Origin of the sequence: Herbaspirillum sp. (assembly GCF_017744395.1) — a bacterium.
In the GTDB taxonomy this organism is placed as follows: Bacteria; Pseudomonadota; Gammaproteobacteria; order Burkholderiales; family Burkholderiaceae_D; genus Herbaspirillum.
In genome coordinates this window covers 1-23,344 of the sequence record NZ_JAGIBI010000012.1, presented here as the reverse complement: position 1 = coordinate 23,344, position 23,344 = coordinate 1, and the positions used below count along the sequence as shown (strand labels likewise).

Below are 23,344 nucleotides of genomic sequence, written 5' to 3'. Positions count from 1 at the left end.
AGGACATCATGAGCACAACCGCCAACGCATCCGCCCACGCGCTGCACCAACGCTTTTCCGACCTGTTCGAACTGATCGGAAAAGACGCCATCGCCCGCGAGGCGGAACGCCGCCTGCCGTTCGAGGAGGTGCGCCAGTTGAAGGAAGCCGGCTTTTCTTCCCTGCGCGTGCCGCTCGCGCACGGCGGCGCGGGCGTGAGCCTGGAGGATTATTTCTACCTGCTGATCCGCCTGGGCGAGGCCGAATCCAACCTGCCGCAGATCCTGCGCGTGAACGCCGGCTTCACCGAGATGCTGCTTGAACGCAAGGACGACGCCGATACCCGCCGCTGGCTGGAGCTGATCGGCAGCGGCAAGACTTTCGGCGCGGCCACATCGGAGCGCAATGCCGCCACCGGCAATTCCGTGCTGCTGGAAAGGGACGGCAACGGCCATCTGCGCCTGAACGGCGAGAAGTATTATTCCACCGGTACCTTGTATGCCGATTGGATACTGGTGCGCGCGCATGACGACGTGTCCGATTTCATCGTGCTGGTGCCGGCCGATGCGCCGGGCGTCGAACGCGTCGACGACTGGGACGGCTTCGGGCAACGCCTGACCGGCAGCGGCACCACGCGCTTCGATAACGTGCTGGTCGACGACAAGCAGGTGCTCGACCGCTACCATTCGTCGCAGCCGCGCCGCAACTCCATCCTCACCTCGTTCTACCAGACCTTCCACCTAGCCGCGCTGGCGGGCATCGCGCGCGCCGCGCTGCGCGATGCGGTGGTCTTCACCCGACCGCGCACGCGCACCTTCGGCGTGCCGGGCAATTCCAGCCCGCGCGAGAATCCGCTGGTGCATCGCGTGGTCGGCCGCCTGGCCAGCCTGGCGTGGTCGGCCGAGCAGCTGACGCTGGCCGTGGCGCGCGAGCAGGATGCGCTGCATGCCGCGCGACGCGCCGGAACGGTCACTACCGAGGATTACGACGCGCTCGACATCAGGACCTTCGAAACGCAGCAGATCGTCCTCGGTCAGGTGCTGGAAGCCACCACCTTGCTGTTCGAAGTCGGCGGCGCCTCCGCTACCAGCGAAACCCTGCGGCTGGATCGCCACTGGCGCAACGCCCGCACGCTGGCTTCGCACAACCCGGCGATCCAGCGCGAAGCCGCCATCGGCAATTACCATCTCAACGGCTTGCCGCATGATGAGCGCTTCGGCAACGGCTACGCCTGATCCCGCTCATTCGGCAACTATCCTCATGCGTATTGCTTCGTTCAACTGAAGCGATATTGTCCATGCTGAAACGACTTTTCTCCTCGCTGCTGTTGTCTGCCGCCGTTATCGGCATCGCCCATGCCGCGCCCCAGGAGCGCGAACTGAAGATCGGCTTCGTCCCCGGCCCCTACATCGACGAATTCAAGCTGGGCGTGCAGCCCGAGCTGGAGAAAAAGGGCTACAAGATCCGGTTCTACGAATTCACCACCGGGCTGGAAGCCAACAGCGCCGTCTTCAAGGGCGATATCGACGCCAACGTGATGCAGCACACGGTCTTTCTCGATTCCTACAACGAACGCAACAAGACCGACCTGGTGGGCATCGTCCAGGTGCCCACCCCGCCGATGGGCTTGTACTCCAAGAAACACAAGGATCTGAAGAACCTCAAGAAAGGCTTTACGGTGGCCGTCCCGAATGACCCGGTCAATTTGCAGCGCGCCTTGCGGATCTTGCAGCGGCTGGGCTGGATACGCATCCGCGAGAACAAGCCGGTCGATGTGACCGAACTCGATGTGGTGGAAAACAAGGTCGGCCTGAAGCTGGTGCCGCTGGAAAATGCGCAGGGGCCGCGGGCGCTGGACGATGCCGACTTCGCCGCGGTGCAGGGCAACTTCGCGATCTTCGCCAAGCTGAAGTTGTCCGAGGCTTTCGCCCTGGAAGAGATGACGTCGCCTTACATCAATGTGGTGGCGGTGAAGAAGACGCGCCAGGCCGAAACCTATGCGCGGGATCTGGCGCAGGCCTACCGTTCGGAGAGCTTCCAGAAGGCGATCCGTGGAAATCGCTTTTACGATGGGTTTACCTTGCCGGATTACTTTGCCGCCGATAAGCGCAATTAAGGCGTAGCCCGGTCATGAGTGTAGTGCGGCCGGGCGCGCCAACCCGAAATGCTCCCGCAATGTCCGCCCCGCATATTCGCGGCGGAACAATCCACGCTGCTGCAGGATCGGCACCACGCCATCGACGAAATCCTGCAGGCCGCTGGGCAAGGCGTCCGGCATCAGGTTGAAGCCGTCGGCCGCTCCGGCCTTGAACCACGCTTCGATCTCATCGGCCACCTGTTCCGGCGTGCCGACCAGCACGCGGTGTCCGCCGCCGCCGCATAGCGCGCGGATCAGGTCGCGTACCGTGTGCTGCCGGCCTTGCACCAGCGATAGCGTGGCGTGGAAGAAGGTGTGGTTGCCGTTGCCGCCCGCGGGCAAGGCCAGATCGGTGGGCAGCGCCTGGTCGAGGTGCAGGCGTTCGACCGGGAGGCCGAGGATGCCGGCCAGGCGTTTGAGGCTGTAGCTCCAGGGGATCATGTCGATCAGTTCGTCGCGCCGGCGCAGGGCCTCGGCTTCGGTGGCGCCGATGATGGTGGCCAGGCCGGGCAGGATCTTGACCGCGCGCGGGCCTCGTCCCAGCGCGGCGGCGCGTTCGTTGACGGCGCGGCTGTATGCCAGCGATTCTTCCAGGGTGTGCGCGGCCGAGAAGACGGCTTCGGCGTGGCGCGCCGCCAGCTCGCGGCCATCGCCGGAGCCGCCGGCCTGCACCAGCACCGGCTGGCCCTGCGGCGTGCGCGGCAGGTTGAGCGGGCCTTGCACGCTGAAGTGCCGGCCACGGTGGGCGATGGGGTTGACCTTGGCTTCATCGATGAAGCGGCCGCTTTGTTTGTCGCCGATGACGGCATCGGCGTCCCAACTGTTCCACAGCGCCTTGACCACCCCGGTGAATTCGTCGGCGCGCGCGTAGCGGCCGGCATGGTCGGGCGTGGCATCGAGGCCGAAGTTGCGCGCCGAGGCGGCATCGGCGGTGGTGACGATATTCCAGCCGGCGCGGCCGCCGCTGACATGGTCCAGCGTGGCGAAGCGGCGCGCGATGTTGTAGGGCTCGTTGTAGCTGGTGGAGGCGGTGCCGATCACGCCGATGCGGGTGGTGGCGGCGGCCACGGTAGCCAGCAATACGGTGGGCTCCAGCGCGGTGATCGGGCGAAAGTCGATCTGTTCGACGATGGCGGCGTTGTCGGCCAGGAACACGGCATCGAACTTGGCGGCCTCGGCGATCTGCGCCACCTTCACATAATGGGCCGCATCGGTGAAGGCCAGCGGGTCGGCATCGGGCAGGCGCCATGCCGAAGGGATGAACCCGGAATGCAGGATGTTGACGTTCAGGTGTAACTGGCGGGGCGGAGCGCTCATCGGTGGCCTTGCTGCCGCGTCAATGCACGCGCGCGAAGCCGTGGCGCTGCGCCAGCAGCTCGAGGATGCGGCGCGTATCGGTGACGAAGCGTTTGCCGTCCAGGCTGTGTGCGTCGTCCGGCGCCGGCAGCTGATCGCCAAGGATCAGCACCGGCAGGCTCTGGTGTTCGGCATCGAGCGCGGCGACGACTTCGGCCCGCGGTTTCGGGAAGGGCAGGCGCTTGATGTCCAGGTTTTTCGCGCGCTGCGGGTCGCCCGCCAGCAAGCCTTCGATAGGAAGGCCATCGGGGCAGGCGAAGCGTTCGCCCGGATGGGCGGGATCGGTGAAATCTTGCTCAAGCAACAGCAACAGGTCGCGGCTCATGGCGTTTCCTCAGGGTGGCGATCCGGGGATTTTGTGCCGCGTGCCTGGCGTCGGCCACGAATATATCCGCATAAACATATGTGCAGCGCGCGTCAGCCATGTGAGGGAAACCTGCATGCCTGAAACAATCACTTCTATCTGCGCGGGAAAATGAAAAATGCAGGGAGCGATCCCTGCATTTTTTCATGGCTTGGGCGAGAAGCCGGGGAGGCGGCAATGGACTCAGGTTGATGCCAGCGCTTGTTCCAGATCGGCCAGCAAGTCGTCGATATGTTCGATGCCAATCGACAATCTCACCGTGTCTTCCGTCACACCGGCCTTTTCCAGTTCGGCCGGCGACAGTTGCCGGTGCGTGGTCGAGGCCGGATGGGTGGCCAGCGACTTGGCGTCGCCGATGTTGACCAGGCGGGTGAACAGCTTCAGCGCATCCTGGAAGCGCGCGCCGCCTTCGCGGCCGTTGCCTACGCCGAAGGTCAGCAGGCCGGAAGCACGGCCGTTGAAATACTTGCGCGCCAGCGCATGGTCGGGGTGGTCTTCCAGGCCGGCGTAGTTGACCCAGCGCACCTTGGGGTGGCGTTTGAGGTATTGCGCCACCGCCAGCGTGTTGGCGGTGATGCGGTCCAGGCGCAGCGCCAGCGTTTCGATGCCTTGCAGGATCTGGAAGCTGTTGAAGGGCGACAGGGCGGCGCCGGTATTGCGCAGCGGCACGACGCGTGCGCGGCCGATATAGGCGGCCTCGCCCAGCGCTTCGGTATAGACCACGCCATGGTAGCTCACGTCCGGTTCGTTGAGGCGCTTGAAGCGTTCCTTGTGCCTGGCCCAGGGGAACTTGCCGGAGTCGACGATGGCGCCGCCCAGCGTGGTGCCGTGGCCGCCGAGATATTTTGTCAGCGAATGCACCACGATGTCGGCGCCGTGTTCGAACGGCCGCAGCAGGTAGGGCGTGGCCACCGTGTTGTCGACGATCAGCGGTACGCCGTGGCGGTGTGCGATCTCGGCCACGGCGGCGATGTCGGTGATGTTGCCCAGCGGGTTGCCGATCGATTCGACATACACGGCCTTGGTGCGCGCATCGATCAGAGGCGCGAACGACTCCGGCCGGCGCGGATCGGCGAAGCGGGTCTGGATGCCGAATTGCGGCAGGGTGTGGGCGAACAGGTTGTAGGTGCCGCCGTACAGCGTAGAGGCGGAGACGATATTGTCGCCGGCCTCGGCGATGGTCTGGATCGCATAGGTCACCGCCGCCTGGCCCGAGGCCACGGCCAGCGCCGCGATGCCGCCTTCCAGCGCCGCCAGGCGCTTCTCCAGCACGTCCTGGGTCGGGTTCATGATGCGCGAATAGATATTGCCTTGCACCTTCAGGTCGAACAGGTCGGCGCCATGCTGGGTATCGTCGAAGGCGAACGCCACGGTCTGGTAGATCGGCACCGCCACCGCGCGCGTGGTCGGATCGGGCGCGTAGCCGGCGTGGACGGAGAGGGTTTCGAATTTCCAATCGGGAGTATCAGCCATGGTGTCTCGCTCATCGTTGTTGGGAAGAATGTTCCGAGACGCTAGCGCGAACGCCCAAGCCGGCCAAGGAATGATTTGTCATATCGTTATTCCGGATGGCCGATGCAAAACAGCCCGGAGACGTTGCCGGCCCCGGGCGATCCCTGCCATGGATATATCCGCCGCAACACGGATGAGCCAGGCGGCTACAATGCCGCTTGGCGCCGGAAACTCGGGAATCCGGCGCGCCTTTCCTTTCTTTGCGGCGTGATTTCCAGATGGCGGTTCTGACTTCCTTATTGTGGCTGCGCTGGCCGTTGCTGCTGCCGCTGGCCGGCCTGGCCGCCTGGGGCGCGTGCGCGCTGTGGTTCCAGTTACCGGCGCCGCCGTGGGCGCGCAATGCGGCGATAGCCGCCTGGTCGTCGCTGGCGCTGGCGGCATCGGTTGCGCTGGCGGGGATGGCCGGCGCCGGCGGGTTCTGGTGGCTGGCGGCGTTCCTGTCGGCTGCCGTGGCGCTGCTGGCGTGGTGGCATACCATCCGGCCGTCGCATGGGCGGGTATGGGCCGACGATGTCGCGCGCCTGCTGGAGGCGCAGGTGCAGGGCGGCCAGGTGACGCTGGCCAATGTGCGCAACTTCGCCTGGCGCAGCGAGACCGATTACGACGCGCGGTGGGAAACGCGCCGTTACGACCTGGCGCGCCTGGCCTCGGCCGACCTGGTCCTGTCTTACTGGATGGGGCCGGCGATCGCGCATACGCTGGTCTCGTTCGGCTTCGACGACGGCCGGCGCCTGGTGTTCTCGCTGGAAATCCGGCGCGAGAAAGGCGAGAACTTTTCCGCCATCGGCGGTTTCTTCCGCCGCTTCGAGACGGTCATCGTGGCGGCCGACGAGAACGACATCCTGCGCACCCGCACCAATGCGCGTGGCGAAGACGTCTATTTGTACCGGCTGCGGCTGCGTCCCGAACAGTTGCGCAAGGTGTTCCTCGGCTACCTGGAGCGGGCCGCCCAGCTGCAGGCCGCTCCCCGTTTCTACAACACGCTCACCAGCAATTGCACCACCATCGTGTTCGGGCTGGCGCGCCGGCTGTCGCCGCTGCTGCCGCTGGACTACCGGCTGCTGCTGTCGGGATATTTCGCCGGATATGCCTACGACCACGGCGGCCTGGTGCCGGGTTATTCCTTCGAGCAACTCAAGGCCGCCGGCCGCATCACGCAGCGCGCCCTGGCGGTGCGGGCGGGGGATGACTATTCGACGGCGATCAGGCAGGGCGTGCCGGGCGTGGCGGAATCGGAACTGGAATGGGGAAATCGGCCGTCGGGACCGTTTTTTTCGGCGGGCGATACGAAATATTGAATTTAGCGGTCCGGAAATCGCTGTTCGCTTCGAATAGGCAATGGTGAGCTGCCGCATGGTGCGGCAGCCGCACCAACGCGACAGGTTTCCGATGACACCCCATATTCCCGCTCTGCTGGAGCAATTCCGTACCGATGGCATTTCTGCGACCCTGGATGGCGACGACGATATCGTCTTTACCCACAACGGCCTCTCCTATGTGCTGTGCCTGGATGCCGGCGACGCCCAGTTCGGCTGCCTGCTGCTGCCCAACGTCTGGCAGGTGGTTTCGCCGGCGCAAGCGCAGCAGGCGCTGATCGCGCTCAACGACATCAACTGCCGGCTCAAATTGGTCAAGGGAGTGATGAACGAGAACCAGGTCAGTTTCCTGATCGAGCTGTGGTTCCCCGATCCCGCCGCCTGGCGCTATTGCCTGGTGCGCACGCGCGATACGCTGGTGCACGCGGTGCATTTGTTCGTCGATGCGATGCAAGACGCTGCTGCTGCGCAATCTGCCTTACAATCCCCGCTTGGGGAAAACAATCACCGAGCCTGACTGTGGCGGATAACGTGAATAACAACGAGGAACTGGCGCGCCTGCTGAAGCTGTTCGCGTCCAGGAATCCGGCTGACCGCGGCGTGCAGGCGGCGCAGCGCGAGTTCTATGAATACCTGGTGAAGGGCCTGGAACGGCATGTGCTCACGCAGGTCATGTTCAACGAAGATGTGGCGCAGGCTGCGTTGCAGAATGCCTGGCTCAAGATTTTCATGACCGCGCATACTTACGATCCGAAGCTGGCCTCGGTGAAGACCTGGGCCAAGAAGATCGGCGAGCAGTGCGCCATCGACGAATTGCGCCGGTTCTATAGCCAACAGGAAAAGATCGTCGATATCGAGAAGCATGGCAGGGATGACGACGAACAAGGCGAACTGTCAGGCCTGGATGGTTTCGCCTGCAATTTGCCGGGGCCGGAGGAAGAGCTGGAGGCCAAGCAGGTGCAACAGGCCATCGCCCAGTGCATCGAGCGCCTGCCCAAGGGAAAGGGGCCGAATTACCGCCTGGCGATGAAGCTGTCGCTGGAAAACGAGTTGAACTACAAGCAGATGAAAGACATCCTGTCGGCGCAATCGCCGCGTTACCAGGACCTTAACGACGAGCAGGTGCGCAAGTGGGTACGCAAGGCGGCGGAGCGGATGAAGGGCTGCATTACCGCGAAGCTGGGGCGTCTCGGCAAAGGAGGCATGAAATGAGCGATGACCTGAACCGTTTCCGGGCGCATTGCTTCCAGTTCGCCTGCGACAAGCTCGACCCCGAGGAAGCCGCCTGGATGGAGGACATGCTGTCGCGCCATCCGGAACTGCAGGCTGAAGTCGATGCCGAGCGCGAACTGGTGCGCCTGGCGCGGGAAGGGTTGGAGCAGGAGCGCAAGCCGCTGGTGTCGTTCGAACAGATCCGCCTGGCGCTGGAGGCCGAACAGGCGCGGCGCGGCGCGGCCGGCGGCCGCCTGGCCGGCTGGTGGCGCCGGCTGGTGTCGACCCCGGCCAGCAACGGCAGCCGCTGGGCGGTGGCCGCGGTGGTCATGCTGTGCGTGACGGCGGCTTTCCAGGCGCGCCACCTGTTCGAGCGCGACGGCATTCCCGACGACGGCTATCGGGCGGTGGAGCCCGCCGGGCAGGGAGAAGAGGGCGTGCTGCTGGTCAGGTTCCGCGACGATGCCGCGCTGGGCGGCCTGCGCGAGCAATTGGCGGAGATGCACCTGCGCATCCGCAGCGGCCCGGCGGCCGACGGCACCTACCAGGTGGTGGTCACCGAGGGATCGCTGGCGCAGGCGATACAGCGCCTGCAAGCGTCATCGCTGGTCACGGAGGTGCATGCGATGGATCTGCGCGGCAGGGATCGGCCCTGATCGACAGGATCATTCCAATAGAACAGAACCCGACGTCGGTGCGTCGGGTTTTTTATTTTCCGGCGTCACAAAATAAATTTAAAAATTCCTTTCCGCTTTTTCGCCGTCGCTTCGAATAGGAGGGTGTCGGCGTCCGATCCCGGGCGCCCAACCCTACGACGGAGTGCATATGAACAAGCGCGGCAAAGTGGTGCGTGACACCAATGCAGGCACCGGCCTGATCTCGATCGACGGCCAGCAGTTCCCTTTTGAGCTGGAAGGCATGTGGAAATCCGACGTGGCGCCGTGCGTGAACATGGTGGTGGAGGTCGGCTTTGGCGCCGACGGCCGCGTGGCCTCGGTGCAGGTCGTGCCGGAAAGCCAGTTGGCGCGCGAGCAGGCCGAGGCGGCGATGCGCGCGACCAAGGACAAGGGCGCGGCGCTGGGCAAGGAGATGGTGGCGCGCTTCGGCGCGGGCACGCTGGCCGGCATGGCCGCGCTGGTGTGCGGCTGGTTCGTCTTCAACACGATCACCGTGCAGATCGCGGCCGGCTACAGCAGCGGGCTGTCGTTCTGGAAAGTGCTGGGCGTGCTCAATTCCCCGCTCGGCTTCATGAATGCGCTGGGAGGAGCGGGCGGCGGCAGCGGCGCCTATGGCCTGTTCGCGGTGCTGGCGCTGTGCGGCCCCCTGCTGCCGTTTTTCGTGCGCAACCCGCTGGCGCACCTGGCCAACCTGCTGCCGTTGCTGTTCATCGCGGCGGTGTGCGCGATCGGCTATTTCGGCCTCATGGACGGCCTGAAGCAGGCGCAAGGCGCGGCACTGGCGTTCGGCGGCCGGCAGGCGGCGGCGATGGCGGCCGAAATGGCGTCGGGGATGATGAAGGAAGCGCTGCGCGCCGTCTCCTTCGGCCTGGGCGCCTACCTTTCCGTGCTCGCCAGCCTGTACTTCGCGGGGCGCGGCGCCATCAAGTACCTGTCGTCGCGGGCCTGATCGGCCATCCGGCCGCGGCCTTTCACCATGCATCGCCCAATGTTTATTACCTGGATCAAGGAGAACCCCATGCGCCACATTCTTTATTCGCTGGCTGTCGCAGCAAGCATCGCCGGCCTGGCCGGCTGCAACGACAAGGCGGCGCCTGCCGCGAATGCGCCCGCCGCGCCGACACTGGCGGATGCGACCTCGGCCAAGGCGGCCGAAGCCGCCAAGCAGGCGGTGATCGCCAATGCCCGCGAGAAGGCCGACAAATCCACGCCGCTGGAGAATTACCAGGCGCTGGAAAGCGGCAACCAGCTGATGTATTCCTACCTGGCGCTGGCGGGCATGCCGGTCGACTACCGCGATATCGCCCGCAATGTGTCGGCCGACTATGCCCGTTCCAGCGACGAGTTCCAGAAGAACGACCTGCTCAAGGCCCTGCAGCCGAAGATCGACGCTTCGGTCGCCGCCGCCCGCGCCAACCGCTACTTCAAGATCGTGCTCAGCGACCCGGTGCAAAAGTACGACTTCGACAAGCAGGGTTTCCCCCTCAACAGTTCGGTGTGGGAAAACGGCGCGTACCGTTACTTCAACGACAACAGCGCGTACCACCTGAGCTTCACCAACGGCGAGGCGTTCCGTTATCTCTCCAACGTCCCCGAGGATGTCGCGCGCAATATCGAGCATCTGCGCGGCACCTATAACGCGCTGGAGCTGGTGGTCTATTGCTTCGCGCAGGAAGCGGATACGGCATCGCGCCAGGTGAAGGCGGAAATCGTCAAGGTGGCGGTGCGCGACAAGAAGGGCAATGTGCTGGCCCAGCAGTAGTTTTTCCTGGCGGCGATGCCCGGCTCGACAGGAGGGCATCGCCGTTTTTTTGACCGCCGGGGCGGCGCGGGCGGGCCGGCGGATTCGGGTAGAATCTGCTGCCAAAATCGGCGGCACTGCTCCAAGGGAAAATGCAAACAACAATGAAGCTGGAATCGTTCGCGGCGAGGGCCGGATGAAGCGCCGCGCCATCTTGCTGGGGGCCGGCGCTCTGTGCGCGGGAATGCCGCGCTGGCTTCTGGCGCAGGCGCAGGGCATGGAGCAGGTCGCCCTGTCCATCGGCAACAACGATTACAAGGATGCCGCGCAACTGGTCAACGCCGGGCGCGACGCCAAACTCATGCACGACACCTTCGGCCGGCTGGGGGCGCGCAGCGAACTGTGCACCAACCTCAACGGCGTCGGGCTGAACAAGGCGGTCGGCGATTTCATCCGCAAGATCCAGGGCCGCGAGATCGGCGTCGCCTGGTTCTTCTTTTCCGGACACGGCGCGGCGCTGGAGGGCAAGAGCCTGCTGCTGGGCACCGACGTGTCGCTGCGCTCGCAGGAAGAACTGAAGAAATCCGGCTTCGACCTGGACCGCCTCAAGGGCATGCTGGCGCAGGTCAAGCCGCGCATCTCGGTGGTCATCATCGACGCTTGCCGCAACAATCCGTTCCAGACCCGCGGGCTGGAACGCGGCGACAAGGGGATCGTCCCCAAGGCTTGGGACGGCACGCTCGTGGCTTATTCGACCGCCGAATATACCAAGGCGCTGGACTGGCCGCAGAAAAGCAATGGCCCGTATGCGGCCGCCTTGTCGGCGGCACTCACCGATTCCCACGCGCGTGGGCTGGAAGATGCCTTCCGCGCCGCGTCCGACCAGGTCTTCGCACAGACCGGCCATCAGCAGACGCCAGGTTATTACTCCGATTTGCGCAGCCAGGTCTGGCTGGAGGCGGGCAAGGTGAGCCTGCGCGCCTTGCCGCAAACGCAACTGGCCCAGCAGGCCGGCGGCGCGGCACGCTCCCTGGCCATGACCAGCTACCGCGCCGACCTGCCACTGGACGACCGTTACATCGGCACTCCGGTCGCCGAATGGGCCGAGACGATGTACCGCCTGGAAATCGGCGTGCCGCGCATGGACCGTTTCGAAGCGGCGCAGGCGATGGCGCGCGCCCGCCAGGGCAATGCCGCCGACCGCGACTTGTGCATCGCCGGACTGTTGCTGGAGGCGGGCAATCGCGGGCAGGGCATCGAAAAGAACCGGGGGCAGGCCGCCAAATTCTATGAGCGCGCCGCGCTGCGCGGTTATGTGCCGGCTCAGACCCTGCTGGGCGAGCTGGCGTATGCGCGGCAGGATTACGCGCAGTCGTACAAATGGCTGTCGGTGGCGTCCCGTTCGGGATACGGCCGCCCGCTGCTGGACCTGGCGCAACTGACCGGCGAAGGGCTGGGCACGGCCCAGGATCCGCAAAAGGCCGCGCAGTTGCTGCTGGAGTCGTTCAAGTCCATTCCGGGCCTGGCCGCGCCCGGCAAATAAACCGGCGTCACGGCGACTTATTCCGGAGCATCGCAATGTCCCGACAGGATTTTTTCTCTTCTTCCCGGCCGCAGCCGCCGGGATCGTTTTTCTCTTCCCAGGCGATGCTGTGCGTGGTGGCGCTGGCGGCCTTGCTCGGGCTGCTGGCCACCCTGGCTTATTGGTATCGGCCGGAGACGGGGGGCGGGCGTGCAGCGGCCTGCAATCCTATCCTTGTGACCTTCGCTGAAGATGCGCCGTTGGGGAAGCTGAACGGCCTGCTCGCCCGTCTCGATACCGGCATCGCCTTTGGTCCGGACCAGAATGGAGCGTTCGAACTGAGGCCGGCCGGCGGGAATGCCGGCGCCGTGGTCGATGCGCTCAACCGCGAGCCCGATGTGGTGCTCGTGGCGTCGCTGCGCGAGGCATGCGGACGGGCGCCATGACGCCTTGGCGCGGAATTTGCAAAAAGAAGCGATTTTTTGTTCCGCTTTTTGACGGTGCCAACGAATAGGAGGATGTCCCCGCGCAAGGTTCGCTATTCCGGAACCTGACCGCGAACCGGATACCCGTTCAACTTACTATGGCATCTCGATAATGAAAACTGCACACATCCTGCTGGCCGCCGCCTGCATCGCCACTTCCGCATCGGCGCTGGCCGCGCCCAACGAAGGCTTGTATGTCGCCGCCTCGCTCGGCCAGGCGCATACCTCGCTCGATACGTCCAACACCATGCACGCCACCACGATCACCAGCGACAGCACCAACAAGCTGGGCCTGGGGCTGGCGCTGGGCTATCGTTTCAACCAGCACATCGGCGCCGAACTGGCCTACGTCGACTTCGGCAAACCGACCTACGACCTGGTGCGCGGCACCAGCGGCGAGGTCAGCCAATTGACGGTCCAGAATACCGCGCTGGTGCTGTCGGCCGTCGGCTACCTGCCCCTGAACGAGGCGTTTACCCTGACCGGCAAGGCCGGCGCCGCTTTCGTGCATACCAAGGTCGACCGCGTCGGCGCGCCGGGGCATGACGACACTTACCATGTCTCCGACGACCAACTGCATCCGACCTTCGGCATCGGCGCCACCTACAAGTTGTCCTCCAACCTGGATCTGCGCATGAACCTGGATTGGTATCCGAAGATCACCAAGACCAATGACAATGCGACCGATACCAATGCCTACATGCTGGGCCTCGGTCTGCAATACAACTTCTGACGGCCGCGGCGGCGCGGGCTGTGCCTGGCCCGCGTCGCCGGCCATCGTTCACATCAGCGTCGGTCCGAACCGATCGGGAGTTCCATGAAAAACATCATTGCCGCATGCCTGCTCGCCTCATCGCTGGCCGGATGCGCCAGTTGGAAAGAAGAGCCGGTGTATATCGCCTACGGCAAGATCGTGGCGGTGCAGCCGCGCCTGGTGAGCGTGAACCGGCCCAACCTGGCGGGCGCCGCGGTGGGCGGCCTGGCGGGTGGCGTGGTGGGGCACCAGTTCGGGCAGGGCAACGGGAAAACCGCCCTGACCATCCTCGGCGCCGTCGCCGGTGCGGCGGCCGGCAGCCAGGTCGGCAGGCACCAGGAACTCAGCCAGGTGTTCGACCTGACGGTCAGGACCAGTAACGGCGGCACCACCGTCGTTACGACGCCGGAGCAGGGATTCATGCCCGGCCAGCAGGTGAGGATCGTGCAGCAGGGGGAGCGGACCGAGGTGGCGGCGATCCGCGAGTGACGCCGGGGCGGGTGCCCCGGCAGGTACTGAGGATCAGGCTGCGGGGGAAGCGCTGAGCATGCGTTCGACGTAGCGCGCGATCAGGTCGATTTCCAGGTTCACCTTGCTGCCGGCCTTCAGGTGCTTGAGCGTGGTCACTTCCACGGTATGCGGGATCAGGTTGATCGAGAAGCGGCAGGCATCGGCCAGGTCTTCGACGCGGTTGACCGTCAGCGAAACGCCGTTGACCACGATCGAGCCCTTGTAGGCGAGGTACTTGCCCAGCGACTTGGGGGCGTCGACGATCAGTTCGCGCGATTCGCCGACCGGTTCGAAGGAATGCACCCGGCCCAGGCCGTCGACGTGGCCCGAGACCAGGTGGCCGCCCAGGCGCTCGGCCAGGGTCAGGGCTTTTTCCAGGTTGACTTCGCCGGGGGCGTCCAGGCCGGCGGTGAGGTTCAGGCTTTCGCGCGAGACGTCGACGGTGAAGCCGCTGGCGCTTTTTTCCACCACGGTCATGCAGGCGCCGTTCAGGGCGATCGAATCGCCCAGGCCGACGTCGGCCATCGGCAGGGCGCCGGCATCGACGGTCAGGCGCACGCCGGCGTCGGGGCCGGCGGCGAGCGGTTGGACGGAAGTGATTTTGCCGACGGCGGCGACGATACCTGTGAACATGCTGTTGCCTCTGTAATGGAGCTGGCTTGCTGATTAATTGAACCGTGCAAGGATACGCAAATCCGGGCCTATCTGCTTGACCTCGTAGAAGTCGAGGCCGACCTTGCCCGACAGGTCTTCCAGCGGCGGCAGGTCGAACATGTTGCGGCCCTCGCCCAGCAGGTTGGGCGCGAGGTAGAGCAGCAGTTCGTCGACGCAGCCGGCGCGGATCAGCGCGGCGTTGAGCTTGGAGCCGGCTTCCACATGCAATTCATTGATCTGGCGCTGGCCGAGTTCGCGCACCAGCGCGGGCAGGTCGACCTTGCCGTCGGCGTTGGGCAGCACGATGACTTCGGCGCCCTGGTCGGCCAGCATGGCGGTTTTCTGCTTGTCGTCGGTGGCGGTGAAGATCCAGGTGCCGCCGCCCTGGATCACGCGCGCCTGCGGCGAAACGACGAGCTTGCTGTCGACCACGATGCGGCGCGGCTGGCGCGGCGTGTCGATGGCGCGCACGGTGAGTTGGGCGTCGTCCTTGGCGATGGTGCCGATGCCGGCCATGATGGCGCAGGCGCGGGCGCGCCAGATATGGCCATCGTCGCGCGCTTCCTGGCTGGTGATCCACTGGCTCTTGCCATTGTGCAGGGCGGTCTTGCCGTCCAGGCTGGCGGCGCTTTTCATGCGTACCCAGGGCAGGCCGGTGCGCATGCGCGTCAGGAAGCCGATGTTGATTTCGCGCGCGTCTTCTTCCAGCACGCCGCAGGCGACCTCGATGCCGGCCGCCTGCAGCTTGGCCAGGCCCTGGCCGGCCACCAGAGGGTTGGGGTCGGTGATGGCGGCCACCACGCGGGCCACGCCGGCGCGCACCAGCGCATCGGCGCAGGGCGGGGTGCGGCCGAAGTGGCTGCAGGGTTCCAGCGTGACGTAGACGGTGGCGCCGCGCACGTCCTGGCCGCGGGCGCTAGCATCGGCCAGCGCCTGGATCTCGGCGTGGTTGCCGCCGGGCGGCTGGGTGAAGCCGGCGCCGATGACGCGGCGCTCCTTGACGATCACGCAGCCCACGCGCGGATTGGGCGTGGTGTTGAGCATGCCGAAACCGGCCTGGATCAGCGCCAGCGCCATGGCCTGGTGGTCGTTGCCGACGTCGAGTTGGTAGAGCGGGTCTTCTGTCTGGGTCATGGGATGCAGTAAGGATGGGGCGGTATTGCCGCCGGATGCCCGTCAATATACACGGCTTTGGCGCCGGCCCGGCTGCGCGGCCGGATCGGGAAAAGCGGTTCAGCCGCTGCCGCAATTGTTGTCCCTGGCGGGATTGCAAATACGGACCCGTCCGATGAAATTGATGATGACGACCCGCGTCATGCCGCCGGCGCTGAAATACCAGCTACCCCTTGTAAGCGGTTGCCCGCTCGGATGGAACGCCACGACTGCGCCGCCCTGGGTGTAGGCCACGGCGATGCCGGGCGGCAATGGCGGTTGCGTCATCACGGTACGCCGGCCGGCCAGGATGCGCCAGCCGCTGTTCCAGTCGCGGCCGTCGGCTGGCGCCATTTCGGCGCGGCCGCCCTGGCGCAGGGCTTCGGCGCGGGTCAGGCTGGCGCCGTGGAAGAAGGCGTTGGCGGCGCCGATGAGTTGCTGTTCGGCGATGAAGTTCTGCAGCGCCGGCACGCCCGCGGCCAGCAAGATGCCGGCGATCAGCAATACCGCCATCAGCTCGACCAGGGTGAAGCCGCCGGAACGCATGGCCTTGCTCACCAGCAGCCGTCGCCGTCGGCGCCGCGCCGGCCGCGGCTGTCGGCGTAGAGCGCGCCGCATTGCGCATCGCGATAGCCGGCATTGACCAGCGCGCCGCCGGGCGTGGCCGTCACGCGCACGCAGCTGCGGATGTCCTCGTCGTCGCAGGCTTGCGCGGCGATGCTGTAGGCGCTGGTTTCCGGCCGTTCGCCTGAATACCATTTGAATTCGGTCTGGGCGGCGCCCGGAGAGAAGGCCTGGTAGCTGTGGCGGTAGGAGAATTGGCGTTCCTGCTGCAGCAATACCTGCAGCAGCGCGGCGCGGCCTTCGGCGCGTCTGGTCTTGAGGATGTGCTGGCTGTAGCCGCTCCAGCCCAGCGCGGCGAGGATGCCGATGATGGCGATGGCCACCGTCAGTTCGATCAGGGTGAAACCGTGCGGGGCGTTTTTCTTCATTGCGGGGATCGGAGTGTGCGCCATCCGATGGCCAGGCACTGTGCCTGGCCTGCGGCATCGGTGCGTCGTTGGACGATGCTTTGCAGTGGAACCTGTGCGCCGTCGCGGCCGAAGCCGGTGGCGCTGATCCGGTATAGGGAGGCGGCGATGCGTTCGATCCGGTAATGCGGCGGCAGCGTTGCGCCCCCGACATCTGGCGGCAGGCTGGCGGTGGATTGGCCGTCGGCCACGATGTGTGTATTGTTCCGTATCTGTTCGCAGGCATCGTCGAGCGCCGCCTGCGCCGCCATCCGCGCTTGCTCATGGAAACGATGGTTGCGCGCCGCCCGTTCGTCGAGCATCAGCAGCGATGCCGAGGCAACGCCCAGCAGCAGGATCACGGTCAGCATGATCAGCGCAATCATCAGCGTGGCGCCGCGCTGGCGGGAAGGCGGGTGGTTCATGGCAGCGCTGCCGGCATCGTTGCGGCGTTGCGCAGGAACACCGTGGTTTGAAAGACGGAGCGAAGGCGATGGTCGCCTTCCTTTTCCGTGAACCGGTAGGCGCTGTTGCCCTGATGGTCGAGGAACAGGTCGTAATTGCGCGCAGGTGTAGCGGGCGCCGACGCGCGCCGCTGGTTCCCGCGCACCAGCAAGGCGATGCGCACCAGCGCCACGCGCGGCCACATCGCGGTGTCGATGGCCGAAGCGTCGAGCCAGCGGTCGGGGCGGCCGTCGCCGTCGCTGTCCACGGCGTAGCGGACTTGCATCGCTTCGATGCCGCGCGCAACCGCGTCGGATGTCCAGGCGCCGCTCCGGCCCCGATAGCGGCAGCGCAGTTCGGGTTCGTTGCCGGCGCCTGCGGCGATGTAATAGATGACCCAACTACGCGCCGTTTCCACCAGCGGTCCGTCCGGCACGGCCGCGCCGCTGCAGTTGACGATGCCGCCGCCGGCATGTAGCGGCGCGCCGAAGAAGCCCAGCATCAGGATATCGCTTTGGTTGAGGCCGTTGCCGCTGGCGGCGCCGAAATGTCCCCATGCGGGATCGAGCTTGTTGGCTTGCCGGCTGTTGTCGATGCCGCGCAGGCCCGGCGACAGTACCGGGCGTTGCTGCATCGCCAGCGCGCTTTCCCATGGCAGGTGATTGGCTTGGCGCAATGCGTCGGCCAGGTGCGCCAGGGCCATGCGTCCGGTTTCCTGCACGCGGTTGGCGTCGTCGATGTCCTGGTATGCGGCGCGGGCGTTGTGCAGCAGCGCCGTGGCGGCCAGGATGAGCAGCAGGCCGGCGGCCAGCGCGGACATCATCTCGACCAGCGTCAGGCCTTGTTGGGGATGGTGTTGAAGTCGCCGCATGGGGATTCAGCGGCCGATGAAGACGCGCATCAGCGGCGCCGTGCCGGATGCGCTGCCGGTTTCTGCATCGGCGCGATGCCAGCCCAGCTTGACCATGATCGGCGAGGCCGGATTGCCGTCGCACTGCCAGCCATCGGCCGCGCTGTCGCGGCAGACCGTGGCGCGGGCGCCGGGGAAGTCGCGTGCCAGCCTGGCAGTCCAGTCGGCGATGGCGGCGTGGGCGAAGCCGGCGGCATCGCATGGCGAGGAGGCGCAGCCGGCGCCGGATGCGCCGGGCGTCTTGCCGGCATCGAAGACGAACAGGTAGGGATCGGCGCCATCGGCCGTCATCGCATGGTGCGCCGCCCGCAGTTCTGCCAGTTCGGCGGCCATGATGGCGGCCCTGGCTTGCAGGCCGTTGTCGCGGCTGCTGCGCAGGGCATGCAACTGCAGCATGACCATCGCCAGCGCGCCGGTGCCGATGACGAGCATGGCGACCAGCACTTCTATCATCGTGAAGCCGGAGGAACGGTGGGACATGGCCGGATTGCGGGAGGAACGAGGCAAGCGGCGAGTGTAGGGAAAGAAAAAGCGCCTTCACAGGGAAGGCGCTTTTTTGTGCGGCGGCGTCGAACTACTTCATCGGCGGCGTCGAATTTCAGAACGAGGAACCGGGCTGCTGCAGGAAGGCGCTTTCCTCGGCGCTGGAGGCGCGCCCGAGCAGCTTGTTCCGGTGCGGGAAGCGGCCGAAGCGCTCGATGACCTGGTGGTGCCGCTTCGCGTAATCGGCGAAGCCGTCGAAGGTTTCCTTGTCGGCGGCGCCAGCCTGCTTGGCCAGCGCGCGGAACAGGTCCAGCGCGTATAGCTGGTCGTCGATGTCTTCCGAATGCTCCAGCGGCAGGTAGACGAACACGCGGGCGATGGCCGGCAACTGCTGGTCGATCCCCATCGCCAGCGCCAGGTGGCTGTGCCGGCGCGCCAGCTCGTCGAAGGCGAACGCCTGCGCGGTATCGCGGTAGATGTTGCGCGGGAACTGGTCCAGCAGCACCAGCAGCGCCAGCATCGAACGCGGGGTATCGGCCCAGTCGGCCAGCCGGTTGGCGGCGGCCTCTTGCAGCAGCGGTTCGAAGCGCTGGCGGCAGTCGGCGTCGATCTCGGGATTCTTGCTCCACCACAGCGCCTTCTGGCGCGTGGCGACTTCGGTAGCCGGGACTTGCTCGAAGTCCTTGCCGAACCAGAAGTCGAGGACGGCGTCGGCCTGCTGTGGCGATGGCGAGGTCATGCTCATTCTTCGGTCACGGTGATCTGGACGTCGCCCAGCACCACCTTCTGGCCGGCGGTGATCTTGCAGGTCTTGCGCGATTCGGGTTTGCCGTTGACCTTGACGTGGCCGTCGGCCACCAGTTGCTTGCCGGCGCCGCCGCTGTCGCACAGGCCGCACAGTTTCAGTAACTGGTTCAGCTCCACGTGGGGGTGGCCTTGCAGCGGGAAGGTAATCTTTTGCATTGAGGTTCTTTCAGCAGCGCGGCATCAGGCCAGTGCCAGGGTGTGGGTGGCTTTGTCTAGCCAGGTGTTGAGGCTGTCGATCAGGTCGTGCTGGCTGAACGAGCAGCTTTCCTCTGTGAACAGGCTGCCGGCTTCCAGGCGGCCGAGCAGGTCTTCGGCGACTTGCTCGTAGCGCGGCGGCAGTGCCGCCAGTACGGTGCGCTGGGAGCGCCAGGCGCCGCACAGGGCTGCCACGCCGATGTCGCCATCCTGTAACTGGCGCAGCGCGGCGCGCATGGCGCCGAGATGTTGGGTGAGGTCGTTGGGCATGGATTTATCTGTGGTTAAAGCTGTTGCGCGGCAAAGGTATTGCAGGCATTGACCTTGCCTTCAGTGATGCCGCGCTTGAACCAGGCCACGCGCTGGGCCGAGGTGCCGTGGGTGAAGGAGTCCGGCACGACTTCGCCGCGCGCCTGGCGCTGCAGGGCGTCGTCGCCGATGGCCGAGGCGGCGTTCAGGGCTTCCTCGATGTCGCCGTCTTCGATGATGTGGCGCGCCTGGTTGGCGTGGTAGGCCCAGACGCCGGCGAAGCAGTCGGCCTGCAGCTCCAGCCGCACCGACATGGCGTTGGCCTGCTTCTCGGTCGCATTGCGGCGGGCGGCGTCGACTTTGTCGGAAATGCCCAGCAGGTGTTGCACATGATGGCCGACTTCGTGCGCGATGACATAGGCCTGGGCGAAGTTGCCGGAAACCTTGAAGCGCTGCTTCATCAGTTCATAGAAGGACAGGTCGATGTAGACCTTCTGGTCGCCCGGGCAGTAGAACGGGCCGGTGGCGGTCTGGCCCATGCCGCAGGCGGTCGGGGTGCGGCCGGAGAACAGCACCAGCTTGGGACGGACGTATTGTTTGCCGCTGTCGGCGAACAACTGGCCCCAGGTGTCTTCGGTATCGGCCAGCACGGTCGAGACGAAGCGTGCCATCTGGTCGTTCGGCGACGGTTTATGGGCCGGCGCCTGCTGTTGCTGCACCGGCGCCTGGCCGCCTCCGCCGCCGGAGAGCAGGTCCAGCATGGTCAGCGGATTGATGCCGAGGAAGTAGGACGCCACCAGCGCCACGGCCACCGTGCCCAGTCCGATCGAACGGCCGCCGAACGGCAGTCCGCCGCCCCCGCCATAACCGCCGCCGTCGCCATCGCCGCGGCGGTCTTCAACGTTGTCGCTTTCGCGGTTGCCTTCCCATTTCATGATGTGTCCTTTTCGATGCTGGCGCCGCATTTGCGGGCAATGCCGGGATTGTAATGGACTGCGCCTTCCTGCGGCGGATATGGCGTGTCGGTTTTGTCTGACGGCGCGGTGGCGACGCTGTCCGATTGCCATGGGCGAATCCGGCGGGCTATGTTGCAGCGTAAAAATGGAAACTCTTTGCAGTCAGGCAATTTGGTGGGACGATGGATGTATCTGGCACCTGTTGATCAATCAATAATAAAACTGGAGACTCGACATGATCTTGTGGCTAATCATTCTGATGGCCGGCGCCCTGGCGCTGATGATGGCACGCGCCAATGCATGGATGTGGATGCTGGCCGAGGCCGTCTGGATCTGGCTGGGCGGTTCGCTGGCCGGGGTCGATCTGCCGGTGATGGTGCTGCTGGCGATCCTGCTGTTTACGCCGACCACCTTGCTGGCCATCGTCTCGATCCGCCAGGCGCTGATCAGCCGCCCGGCCCTGGATGTTTTTCGCAAGATATTGCCCCGCATGTCGTCCACCGAGCGCGATGCCATCGAAGCCGGCACGGTCTGGTGGGATGCCGAGCTGTTTTCCGGCAAGCCGGACTGGCGGCGCCTGTTCGACGTGCCGCCGCCGCGCCTGACGGCCGAGGAGCAGGCCTTCATGGACAACGAGGTCGAGCAGCTGTGCGCGATGGTGAGCGACTGGGACACTACCGTGAAGTACCAGGACATCCAGCCCGAGGCCTGGCAGTTCATCAAGGACAAGGGCTTCCTGGGGATGATCATCCCCCGCCAATACGGCGGCAAGCAGTTCTCCGCCTTCATGCATTCGCAGGTGGTGATGAAGCTGGCTTCGCGCAGTTCGGCGGCGGCCATTTCGGTGATGGTGCCCAATTCGCTGGGACCGGCCGAGTTGCTGCTGCACTACGGCACCGAGGAGCAGAAGAAGCATTACCTGCCGCGCCTGGCGACGGGCCAGGAGATCCCGTGTTTCGCGCTGACCAGCCCGTATGCGGGATCGGATGCGGCGGCCATTCCCGATGTCGGCATCGTCTGCAAAGGCATGCACGAGGGCCGCGAGACATTGGGTTTCAAGGTGAGCTGGAACAAGCGCTACATCACGCTGGCGCCGGTGGCGACCGTGCTGGGGCTGGCGTTCCGCGTGCGCGATCCGGATGGTTTGCTTGGCGACGATCCCGAGCCGGGCATCACCTGCGCGCTGATCCCCGCCAGCCATCCGGGCGTGGTGATCGGGCGCCGTCATTGGCCGCTCAATGCGGTGTTCCAGAACGGCCCGACGCAGGGGGATGAGGTGTTCATTCCGATGGAGTGGGTGATCGGCGGCCTGGCGCAGGTCGGTCGCGGCTGGCGCATGCTGATGGAATGCCTGGCGGCGGGACGGGCGATTTCGCTGCCGTCTTCCAGCGTCGGCTTTTCCAAGCTGGCGGTGCGCGGCACCAGCGCTTACGCGGCGATGCGCCGCCAGTTCAAGATCGAGATCGGCAAGTTCGAGGGCGTGCAGGAGGCGTTGGCGCGCATGGGCGGCCACCTGTACATGATCGATGCCGCGCGCCGGCTGTCGGCTTCGGCGGTGGATGCGGGCGAGAAGCCTTCGGTGATCTCGGCCATCTCCAAGTACCACGTGACCGAGCGCGGGCGCATGATCGTCAACGACGGCATGGATGTGATCGGCGGCAAGGGCATCTGCATGGGGCCGGGCAATTTCCTGGCGCGCGCGTACCAGCAGCTTCCGATCGCGATCACGGTGGAGGGAGCCAATATCCTGACGCGCTGCCTGATCATCTTCGGGCAGGGGGCGATCCGCTGCCATCCTTATGTGCTCAAGGAGATGGCGGTGGCGGCGGACGATAACCCGGAACGGGCGGTGCAGGAGTTCGACAGGCTGCTGTTCGAGCATCTTTCCTTCGCCGCGGCCAACAAGGCGCGCGCGTTTGTCGGGGGCATCAGTTGCGGCTGGCTGTTGCCGTCGTCTTCCTACGCGGCGCGGCAGACGCGGCGTTATTACCGTTCGGTGGTGCACCTGTCCTCGGCCTTTGCCTTGTTGACCGATGCCAGCATGGCGGTGCTGGGCGGGTCGTTGAAGTTTCGCGAGCGTATTTCGGGGCGGTTGGGGGATGTGCTGTCGCAGCTTTATCTGGTGTCGGCGGCGCTCAAGCGGTATGAGGATGAGGGGCGGCAGGAGGATGACCTGCCTTTTGTCGAGTGGTCGGTGCAGGATGCCTTGCATCGGGCGCAGGAGGCGATCGTCGATGTGCTGCATAACTTTCCCGACCGCTGGGTTGGGCTGGGATTGCGGGTGGCGATCTTTCCGTTGGGGATGATTTATCGGAAGCCTTCGGATGCCTTGGGGACGTTGGTGGCCAAGGCGATGCAGAAGCCGGGGGAGAGCCGGGATCGGCTGGTTGCCGATGCTTATCTGCCTCGGGGGGAGGATCCGCTGGCTTGCGGGGAGAGGGCGTTTGCCTTGGCGCCGGTGGTGCAGCAGTTGGAGCAGAGGTTGAAGCAGGTGGTCAAGGATGGGGAGTTGCCTGCCATGCCGCAGAGCCTGGTTGAGATGAAGGCCTGGAATGCTCTTGCTTTGGAGCGTGGGTTTATTTCCGAGACGGAGAAGGTGGCGTTGGATGAGTTTGCTTATTACGGGGATTTGACTGTTCGGGTGGATGATTTTTCTGCGGATTTTGATCGGAATGAGATATTGGGGCGGTTGCCTTGAGGTTTGGTTTTCTTCTTGGGTAGTCTGGTCTTGCTGCGTGCAGATGTACTGGCTTTAGGTTTTTCTTTCTCCGGTCGGAACGGAGCGCCGGGGGCGGCCCGGCAGCCGCTCACTTTTCTTGTCTCGCCAAGAAAAGTAAGCAAAAGAAGGCGACCGCTACTGCCCAGCCCCTTCGGGGTACCCGCTGGAGCGAGAGGAAAAATGGGAAAGGCCGCAAGTCG

27 protein-coding genes are annotated in these 23,344 nt (G+C 65.3%); 13 read left to right on the top strand and 14 right to left on the bottom strand.

Annotation, left to right across the window (positions count from 1 at the left end):
* Window positions 1–8 precede the first annotated feature (8 nt).
* Complete coding sequence (locus J7548_RS19775) at window positions 9–1,214, top strand: acyl-CoA dehydrogenase family protein (RefSeq protein ID WP_290977998.1); 1,206 nt, start codon at window positions 9–11, stop codon at window positions 1,212–1,214.
* Between the two features lie 62 nt (window positions 1,215–1,276).
* Window positions 1,277–2,095: a MetQ/NlpA family ABC transporter substrate-binding protein gene (locus tag J7548_RS19770; protein WP_290977996.1), complete on the top strand. Its 819-nt coding sequence runs from the start codon at window positions 1,277–1,279 to the stop codon at window positions 2,093–2,095.
* A gap of 12 nt (window positions 2,096–2,107) precedes the next feature.
* Here the strand turns inward: J7548_RS19770 and J7548_RS19765 are convergent, their stop codons facing one another.
* The 3 genes from J7548_RS19765 to J7548_RS19755 form a co-directional block, all read right to left on the bottom strand.
* Window positions 2,108–3,433, bottom strand: a complete 1,326-nt coding sequence (locus tag J7548_RS19765; protein WP_290977994.1) for an LLM class flavin-dependent oxidoreductase — start codon at window positions 3,431–3,433, stop codon at window positions 2,108–2,110.
* 19 nt (window positions 3,434–3,452) lie between these two features.
* A complete protein-coding gene (locus J7548_RS19760) occupies window positions 3,453–3,797 on the bottom strand; it encodes a DUF3088 domain-containing protein (protein WP_290977992.1) in 345 nt (114 codons plus the stop codon).
* A gap of 222 nt (window positions 3,798–4,019) precedes the next feature.
* A complete protein-coding gene (locus J7548_RS19755; protein ID WP_290977990.1) occupies window positions 4,020–5,309 on the bottom strand; it encodes an aminotransferase class I/II-fold pyridoxal phosphate-dependent enzyme in 1,290 nt (429 codons plus the stop codon).
* A gap of 257 nt (window positions 5,310–5,566) precedes the next feature.
* Here J7548_RS19755 and J7548_RS19750 point away from each other — a divergent pair, with 257 nt between their 5' ends.
* From J7548_RS19750 to J7548_RS19705, 10 genes are all read left to right on the top strand, one after another.
* Window positions 5,567–6,646 carry a DUF4105 domain-containing protein gene (locus J7548_RS19750; RefSeq protein ID WP_290977988.1) on the top strand — a complete coding sequence of 360 codons (1,080 nt, stop codon included), beginning with the start codon at window positions 5,567–5,569 and terminating at the stop codon, window positions 6,644–6,646.
* A gap of 91 nt (window positions 6,647–6,737) precedes the next feature.
* Window positions 6,738–7,181 carry a hypothetical protein gene (locus tag J7548_RS19745; protein WP_290977986.1) on the top strand — a complete coding sequence of 148 codons (444 nt, stop codon included), beginning with the start codon at window positions 6,738–6,740 and terminating at the stop codon, window positions 7,179–7,181.
* A gap of 14 nt (window positions 7,182–7,195) precedes the next feature.
* Entirely contained in the window at window positions 7,196–7,876 is a 681-nt protein-coding gene (locus J7548_RS19740; RefSeq protein ID WP_290977984.1) for a sigma-70 family RNA polymerase sigma factor, read from the top strand.
* Complete coding sequence (locus tag J7548_RS19735) at window positions 7,873–8,532, top strand: hypothetical protein (RefSeq protein ID WP_290977982.1); 660 nt, start codon at window positions 7,873–7,875, stop codon at window positions 8,530–8,532. Before J7548_RS19740 ends, J7548_RS19735 begins: the two co-directional genes overlap by 4 nt.
* A gap of 169 nt (window positions 8,533–8,701) precedes the next feature.
* Window positions 8,702–9,502 (top strand): hypothetical protein, encoded by an 801-nt coding sequence (locus tag J7548_RS19730; RefSeq protein WP_290977980.1) that lies wholly within the window; start codon window positions 8,702–8,704, stop codon window positions 9,500–9,502.
* A 69-nt stretch (window positions 9,503–9,571) separates the two neighbouring features.
* Window positions 9,572–10,315, top strand: coding sequence for a DUF4852 domain-containing protein (locus J7548_RS19725; RefSeq protein ID WP_290977978.1), 744 nt, complete (start codon window positions 9,572–9,574; stop codon window positions 10,313–10,315).
* Window positions 10,316–10,538: 223 nt separating this feature from the next.
* Entirely contained in the window at window positions 10,539–11,837 is a 1,299-nt protein-coding gene (locus tag J7548_RS19720) for a caspase family protein (RefSeq protein WP_290977976.1), read from the top strand.
* 35 nt (window positions 11,838–11,872) lie between these two features.
* Complete coding sequence (locus J7548_RS19715) at window positions 11,873–12,262, top strand: hypothetical protein (RefSeq protein ID WP_290977975.1); 390 nt, start codon at window positions 11,873–11,875, stop codon at window positions 12,260–12,262.
* Between the two features lie 151 nt (window positions 12,263–12,413).
* Window positions 12,414–13,034 (top strand): outer membrane beta-barrel protein, encoded by a 621-nt coding sequence (locus tag J7548_RS19710; RefSeq protein ID WP_290977973.1) that lies wholly within the window; start codon window positions 12,414–12,416, stop codon window positions 13,032–13,034.
* 84 nt (window positions 13,035–13,118) lie between these two features.
* The gene (locus J7548_RS19705; RefSeq protein ID WP_290977971.1) at window positions 13,119–13,544 is read left to right on the top strand and encodes a glycine zipper 2TM domain-containing protein; all 426 of its coding nucleotides are present in this window, start codon (window positions 13,119–13,121) and stop codon (window positions 13,542–13,544) included.
* A gap of 33 nt (window positions 13,545–13,577) precedes the next feature.
* On the opposite strand, the gene J7548_RS19700 is transcribed toward J7548_RS19705, so the two are convergent.
* The 11 genes from J7548_RS19700 to J7548_RS19650 form a co-directional block, all read right to left on the bottom strand.
* The gene (locus J7548_RS19700; protein ID WP_290977969.1) at window positions 13,578–14,198 is read right to left on the bottom strand and encodes a riboflavin synthase; all 621 of its coding nucleotides are present in this window, start codon (window positions 14,196–14,198) and stop codon (window positions 13,578–13,580) included.
* Between the two features lie 33 nt (window positions 14,199–14,231).
* Window positions 14,232–15,353: a bifunctional diaminohydroxyphosphoribosylaminopyrimidine deaminase/5-amino-6-(5-phosphoribosylamino)uracil reductase RibD gene (gene ribD, locus J7548_RS19695; protein WP_290977967.1), complete on the bottom strand. Its 1,122-nt coding sequence runs from the start codon at window positions 15,351–15,353 to the stop codon at window positions 14,232–14,234.
* 99 nt (window positions 15,354–15,452) lie between these two features.
* Window positions 15,453–15,929, bottom strand: coding sequence for a GspH/FimT family pseudopilin (locus tag J7548_RS19690; protein WP_290977965.1), 477 nt, complete (start codon window positions 15,927–15,929; stop codon window positions 15,453–15,455).
* On the bottom strand, window positions 15,926–16,363 hold the full coding sequence (locus J7548_RS19685; protein WP_290977963.1) for a type IV pilin protein: 438 nt from the start codon (window positions 16,361–16,363) through the stop codon (window positions 15,926–15,928). Before J7548_RS19685 ends, J7548_RS19690 begins: the two co-directional genes overlap by 4 nt.
* A complete protein-coding gene (locus J7548_RS19680; RefSeq protein WP_290977961.1) occupies window positions 16,360–16,806 on the bottom strand; it encodes a PilX N-terminal domain-containing pilus assembly protein in 447 nt (148 codons plus the stop codon). The genes J7548_RS19685 and J7548_RS19680 overlap by 4 nt, the downstream gene beginning before the upstream one ends.
* Complete coding sequence (locus J7548_RS19675) at window positions 16,803–17,696, bottom strand: PilW family protein (protein WP_290977959.1); 894 nt, start codon at window positions 17,694–17,696, stop codon at window positions 16,803–16,805. The genes J7548_RS19680 and J7548_RS19675 overlap by 4 nt, the downstream gene beginning before the upstream one ends.
* A gap of 6 nt (window positions 17,697–17,702) precedes the next feature.
* Window positions 17,703–18,215, bottom strand: coding sequence for a type IV pilus modification protein PilV (gene pilV / locus J7548_RS19670; RefSeq protein ID WP_290977957.1), 513 nt, complete (start codon window positions 18,213–18,215; stop codon window positions 17,703–17,705).
* Window positions 18,216–18,333: 118 nt separating this feature from the next.
* Window positions 18,334–18,957, bottom strand: coding sequence for a DUF924 family protein (locus tag J7548_RS19665; protein ID WP_290977955.1), 624 nt, complete (start codon window positions 18,955–18,957; stop codon window positions 18,334–18,336).
* 2 nt (window positions 18,958–18,959) lie between these two features.
* A complete protein-coding gene (locus J7548_RS19660) occupies window positions 18,960–19,181 on the bottom strand; it encodes an RNA-binding S4 domain-containing protein (RefSeq protein ID WP_290977953.1) in 222 nt (73 codons plus the stop codon).
* 24 nt (window positions 19,182–19,205) lie between these two features.
* Window positions 19,206–19,490, bottom strand: a complete 285-nt coding sequence (locus J7548_RS19655; protein WP_290977951.1) for a hypothetical protein — start codon at window positions 19,488–19,490, stop codon at window positions 19,206–19,208.
* Between the two features lie 14 nt (window positions 19,491–19,504).
* On the bottom strand, window positions 19,505–20,404 hold the full coding sequence (locus J7548_RS19650) for a neutral zinc metallopeptidase (protein WP_290977949.1): 900 nt from the start codon (window positions 20,402–20,404) through the stop codon (window positions 19,505–19,507).
* Between the two features lie 256 nt (window positions 20,405–20,660).
* Here J7548_RS19650 and J7548_RS19645 point away from each other — a divergent pair, with 256 nt between their 5' ends.
* On the top strand, window positions 20,661–23,123 hold the full coding sequence (locus J7548_RS19645; RefSeq protein WP_290977947.1) for an acyl-CoA dehydrogenase: 2,463 nt from the start codon (window positions 20,661–20,663) through the stop codon (window positions 23,121–23,123).
* Window positions 23,124–23,344: the final 221 nt, after the last annotated feature.

Bases quoted from the DNA above. Each gene is read 5' to 3' on its own strand.
- J7548_RS19775 (WP_290977998.1), top strand. From the start codon at position 9: ATGAGCACAACCGCCAACGCATCCGCCCACGCGCTGCACCAACGCTTT.
- J7548_RS19770 (WP_290977996.1), top strand. From the start codon at position 1,277: ATGCTGAAACGACTTTTCTCCTCGCTGCTGTTGTCTGCCGCCGTTATC.
- J7548_RS19765 (WP_290977994.1), bottom strand. From the start codon at position 3,433: ATGAGCGCTCCGCCCCGCCAGTTACACCTGAACGTCAACATCCTGCAT.
- J7548_RS19760 (WP_290977992.1), bottom strand. From the start codon at position 3,797: ATGAGCCGCGACCTGTTGCTGTTGCTTGAGCAAGATTTCACCGATCCC.
- J7548_RS19755 (WP_290977990.1), bottom strand. From the start codon at position 5,309: ATGGCTGATACTCCCGATTGGAAATTCGAAACCCTCTCCGTCCACGCC.
- J7548_RS19750 (WP_290977988.1), top strand. From the start codon at position 5,567: ATGGCGGTTCTGACTTCCTTATTGTGGCTGCGCTGGCCGTTGCTGCTG.
- J7548_RS19745 (WP_290977986.1), top strand. From the start codon at position 6,738: ATGACACCCCATATTCCCGCTCTGCTGGAGCAATTCCGTACCGATGGC.
- J7548_RS19735 (WP_290977982.1), top strand. From the start codon at position 7,873: ATGAGCGATGACCTGAACCGTTTCCGGGCGCATTGCTTCCAGTTCGCC.
- J7548_RS19730 (WP_290977980.1), top strand. From the start codon at position 8,702: ATGAACAAGCGCGGCAAAGTGGTGCGTGACACCAATGCAGGCACCGGC.
- J7548_RS19725 (WP_290977978.1), top strand. From the start codon at position 9,572: ATGCGCCACATTCTTTATTCGCTGGCTGTCGCAGCAAGCATCGCCGGC.
- J7548_RS19720 (WP_290977976.1), top strand. From the start codon at position 10,539: ATGCCGCGCTGGCTTCTGGCGCAGGCGCAGGGCATGGAGCAGGTCGCC.
- J7548_RS19715 (WP_290977975.1), top strand. From the start codon at position 11,873: ATGTCCCGACAGGATTTTTTCTCTTCTTCCCGGCCGCAGCCGCCGGGA.
- J7548_RS19710 (WP_290977973.1), top strand. From the start codon at position 12,414: ATGAAAACTGCACACATCCTGCTGGCCGCCGCCTGCATCGCCACTTCC.
- J7548_RS19705 (WP_290977971.1), top strand. From the start codon at position 13,119: ATGAAAAACATCATTGCCGCATGCCTGCTCGCCTCATCGCTGGCCGGA.
- J7548_RS19700 (WP_290977969.1), bottom strand. From the start codon at position 14,198: ATGTTCACAGGTATCGTCGCCGCCGTCGGCAAAATCACTTCCGTCCAA.
- ribD (WP_290977967.1), bottom strand. From the start codon at position 15,353: ATGACCCAGACAGAAGACCCGCTCTACCAACTCGACGTCGGCAACGAC.
- J7548_RS19685 (WP_290977963.1), bottom strand. From the start codon at position 16,363: ATGAAGAAAAACGCCCCGCACGGTTTCACCCTGATCGAACTGACGGTG.
- J7548_RS19680 (WP_290977961.1), bottom strand. From the start codon at position 16,806: ATGAACCACCCGCCTTCCCGCCAGCGCGGCGCCACGCTGATGATTGCG.
- J7548_RS19675 (WP_290977959.1), bottom strand. From the start codon at position 17,696: ATGCGGCGACTTCAACACCATCCCCAACAAGGCCTGACGCTGGTCGAG.
- pilV (WP_290977957.1), bottom strand. From the start codon at position 18,215: ATGTCCCACCGTTCCTCCGGCTTCACGATGATAGAAGTGCTGGTCGCC.
- J7548_RS19665 (WP_290977955.1), bottom strand. From the start codon at position 18,957: ATGACCTCGCCATCGCCACAGCAGGCCGACGCCGTCCTCGACTTCTGG.
- J7548_RS19660 (WP_290977953.1), bottom strand. From the start codon at position 19,181: ATGCAAAAGATTACCTTCCCGCTGCAAGGCCACCCCCACGTGGAGCTG.
- J7548_RS19655 (WP_290977951.1), bottom strand. From the start codon at position 19,490: ATGCCCAACGACCTCACCCAACATCTCGGCGCCATGCGCGCCGCGCTG.
- J7548_RS19650 (WP_290977949.1), bottom strand. From the start codon at position 20,404: ATGAAATGGGAAGGCAACCGCGAAAGCGACAACGTTGAAGACCGCCGC.
- J7548_RS19645 (WP_290977947.1), top strand. From the start codon at position 20,661: ATGATCTTGTGGCTAATCATTCTGATGGCCGGCGCCCTGGCGCTGATG.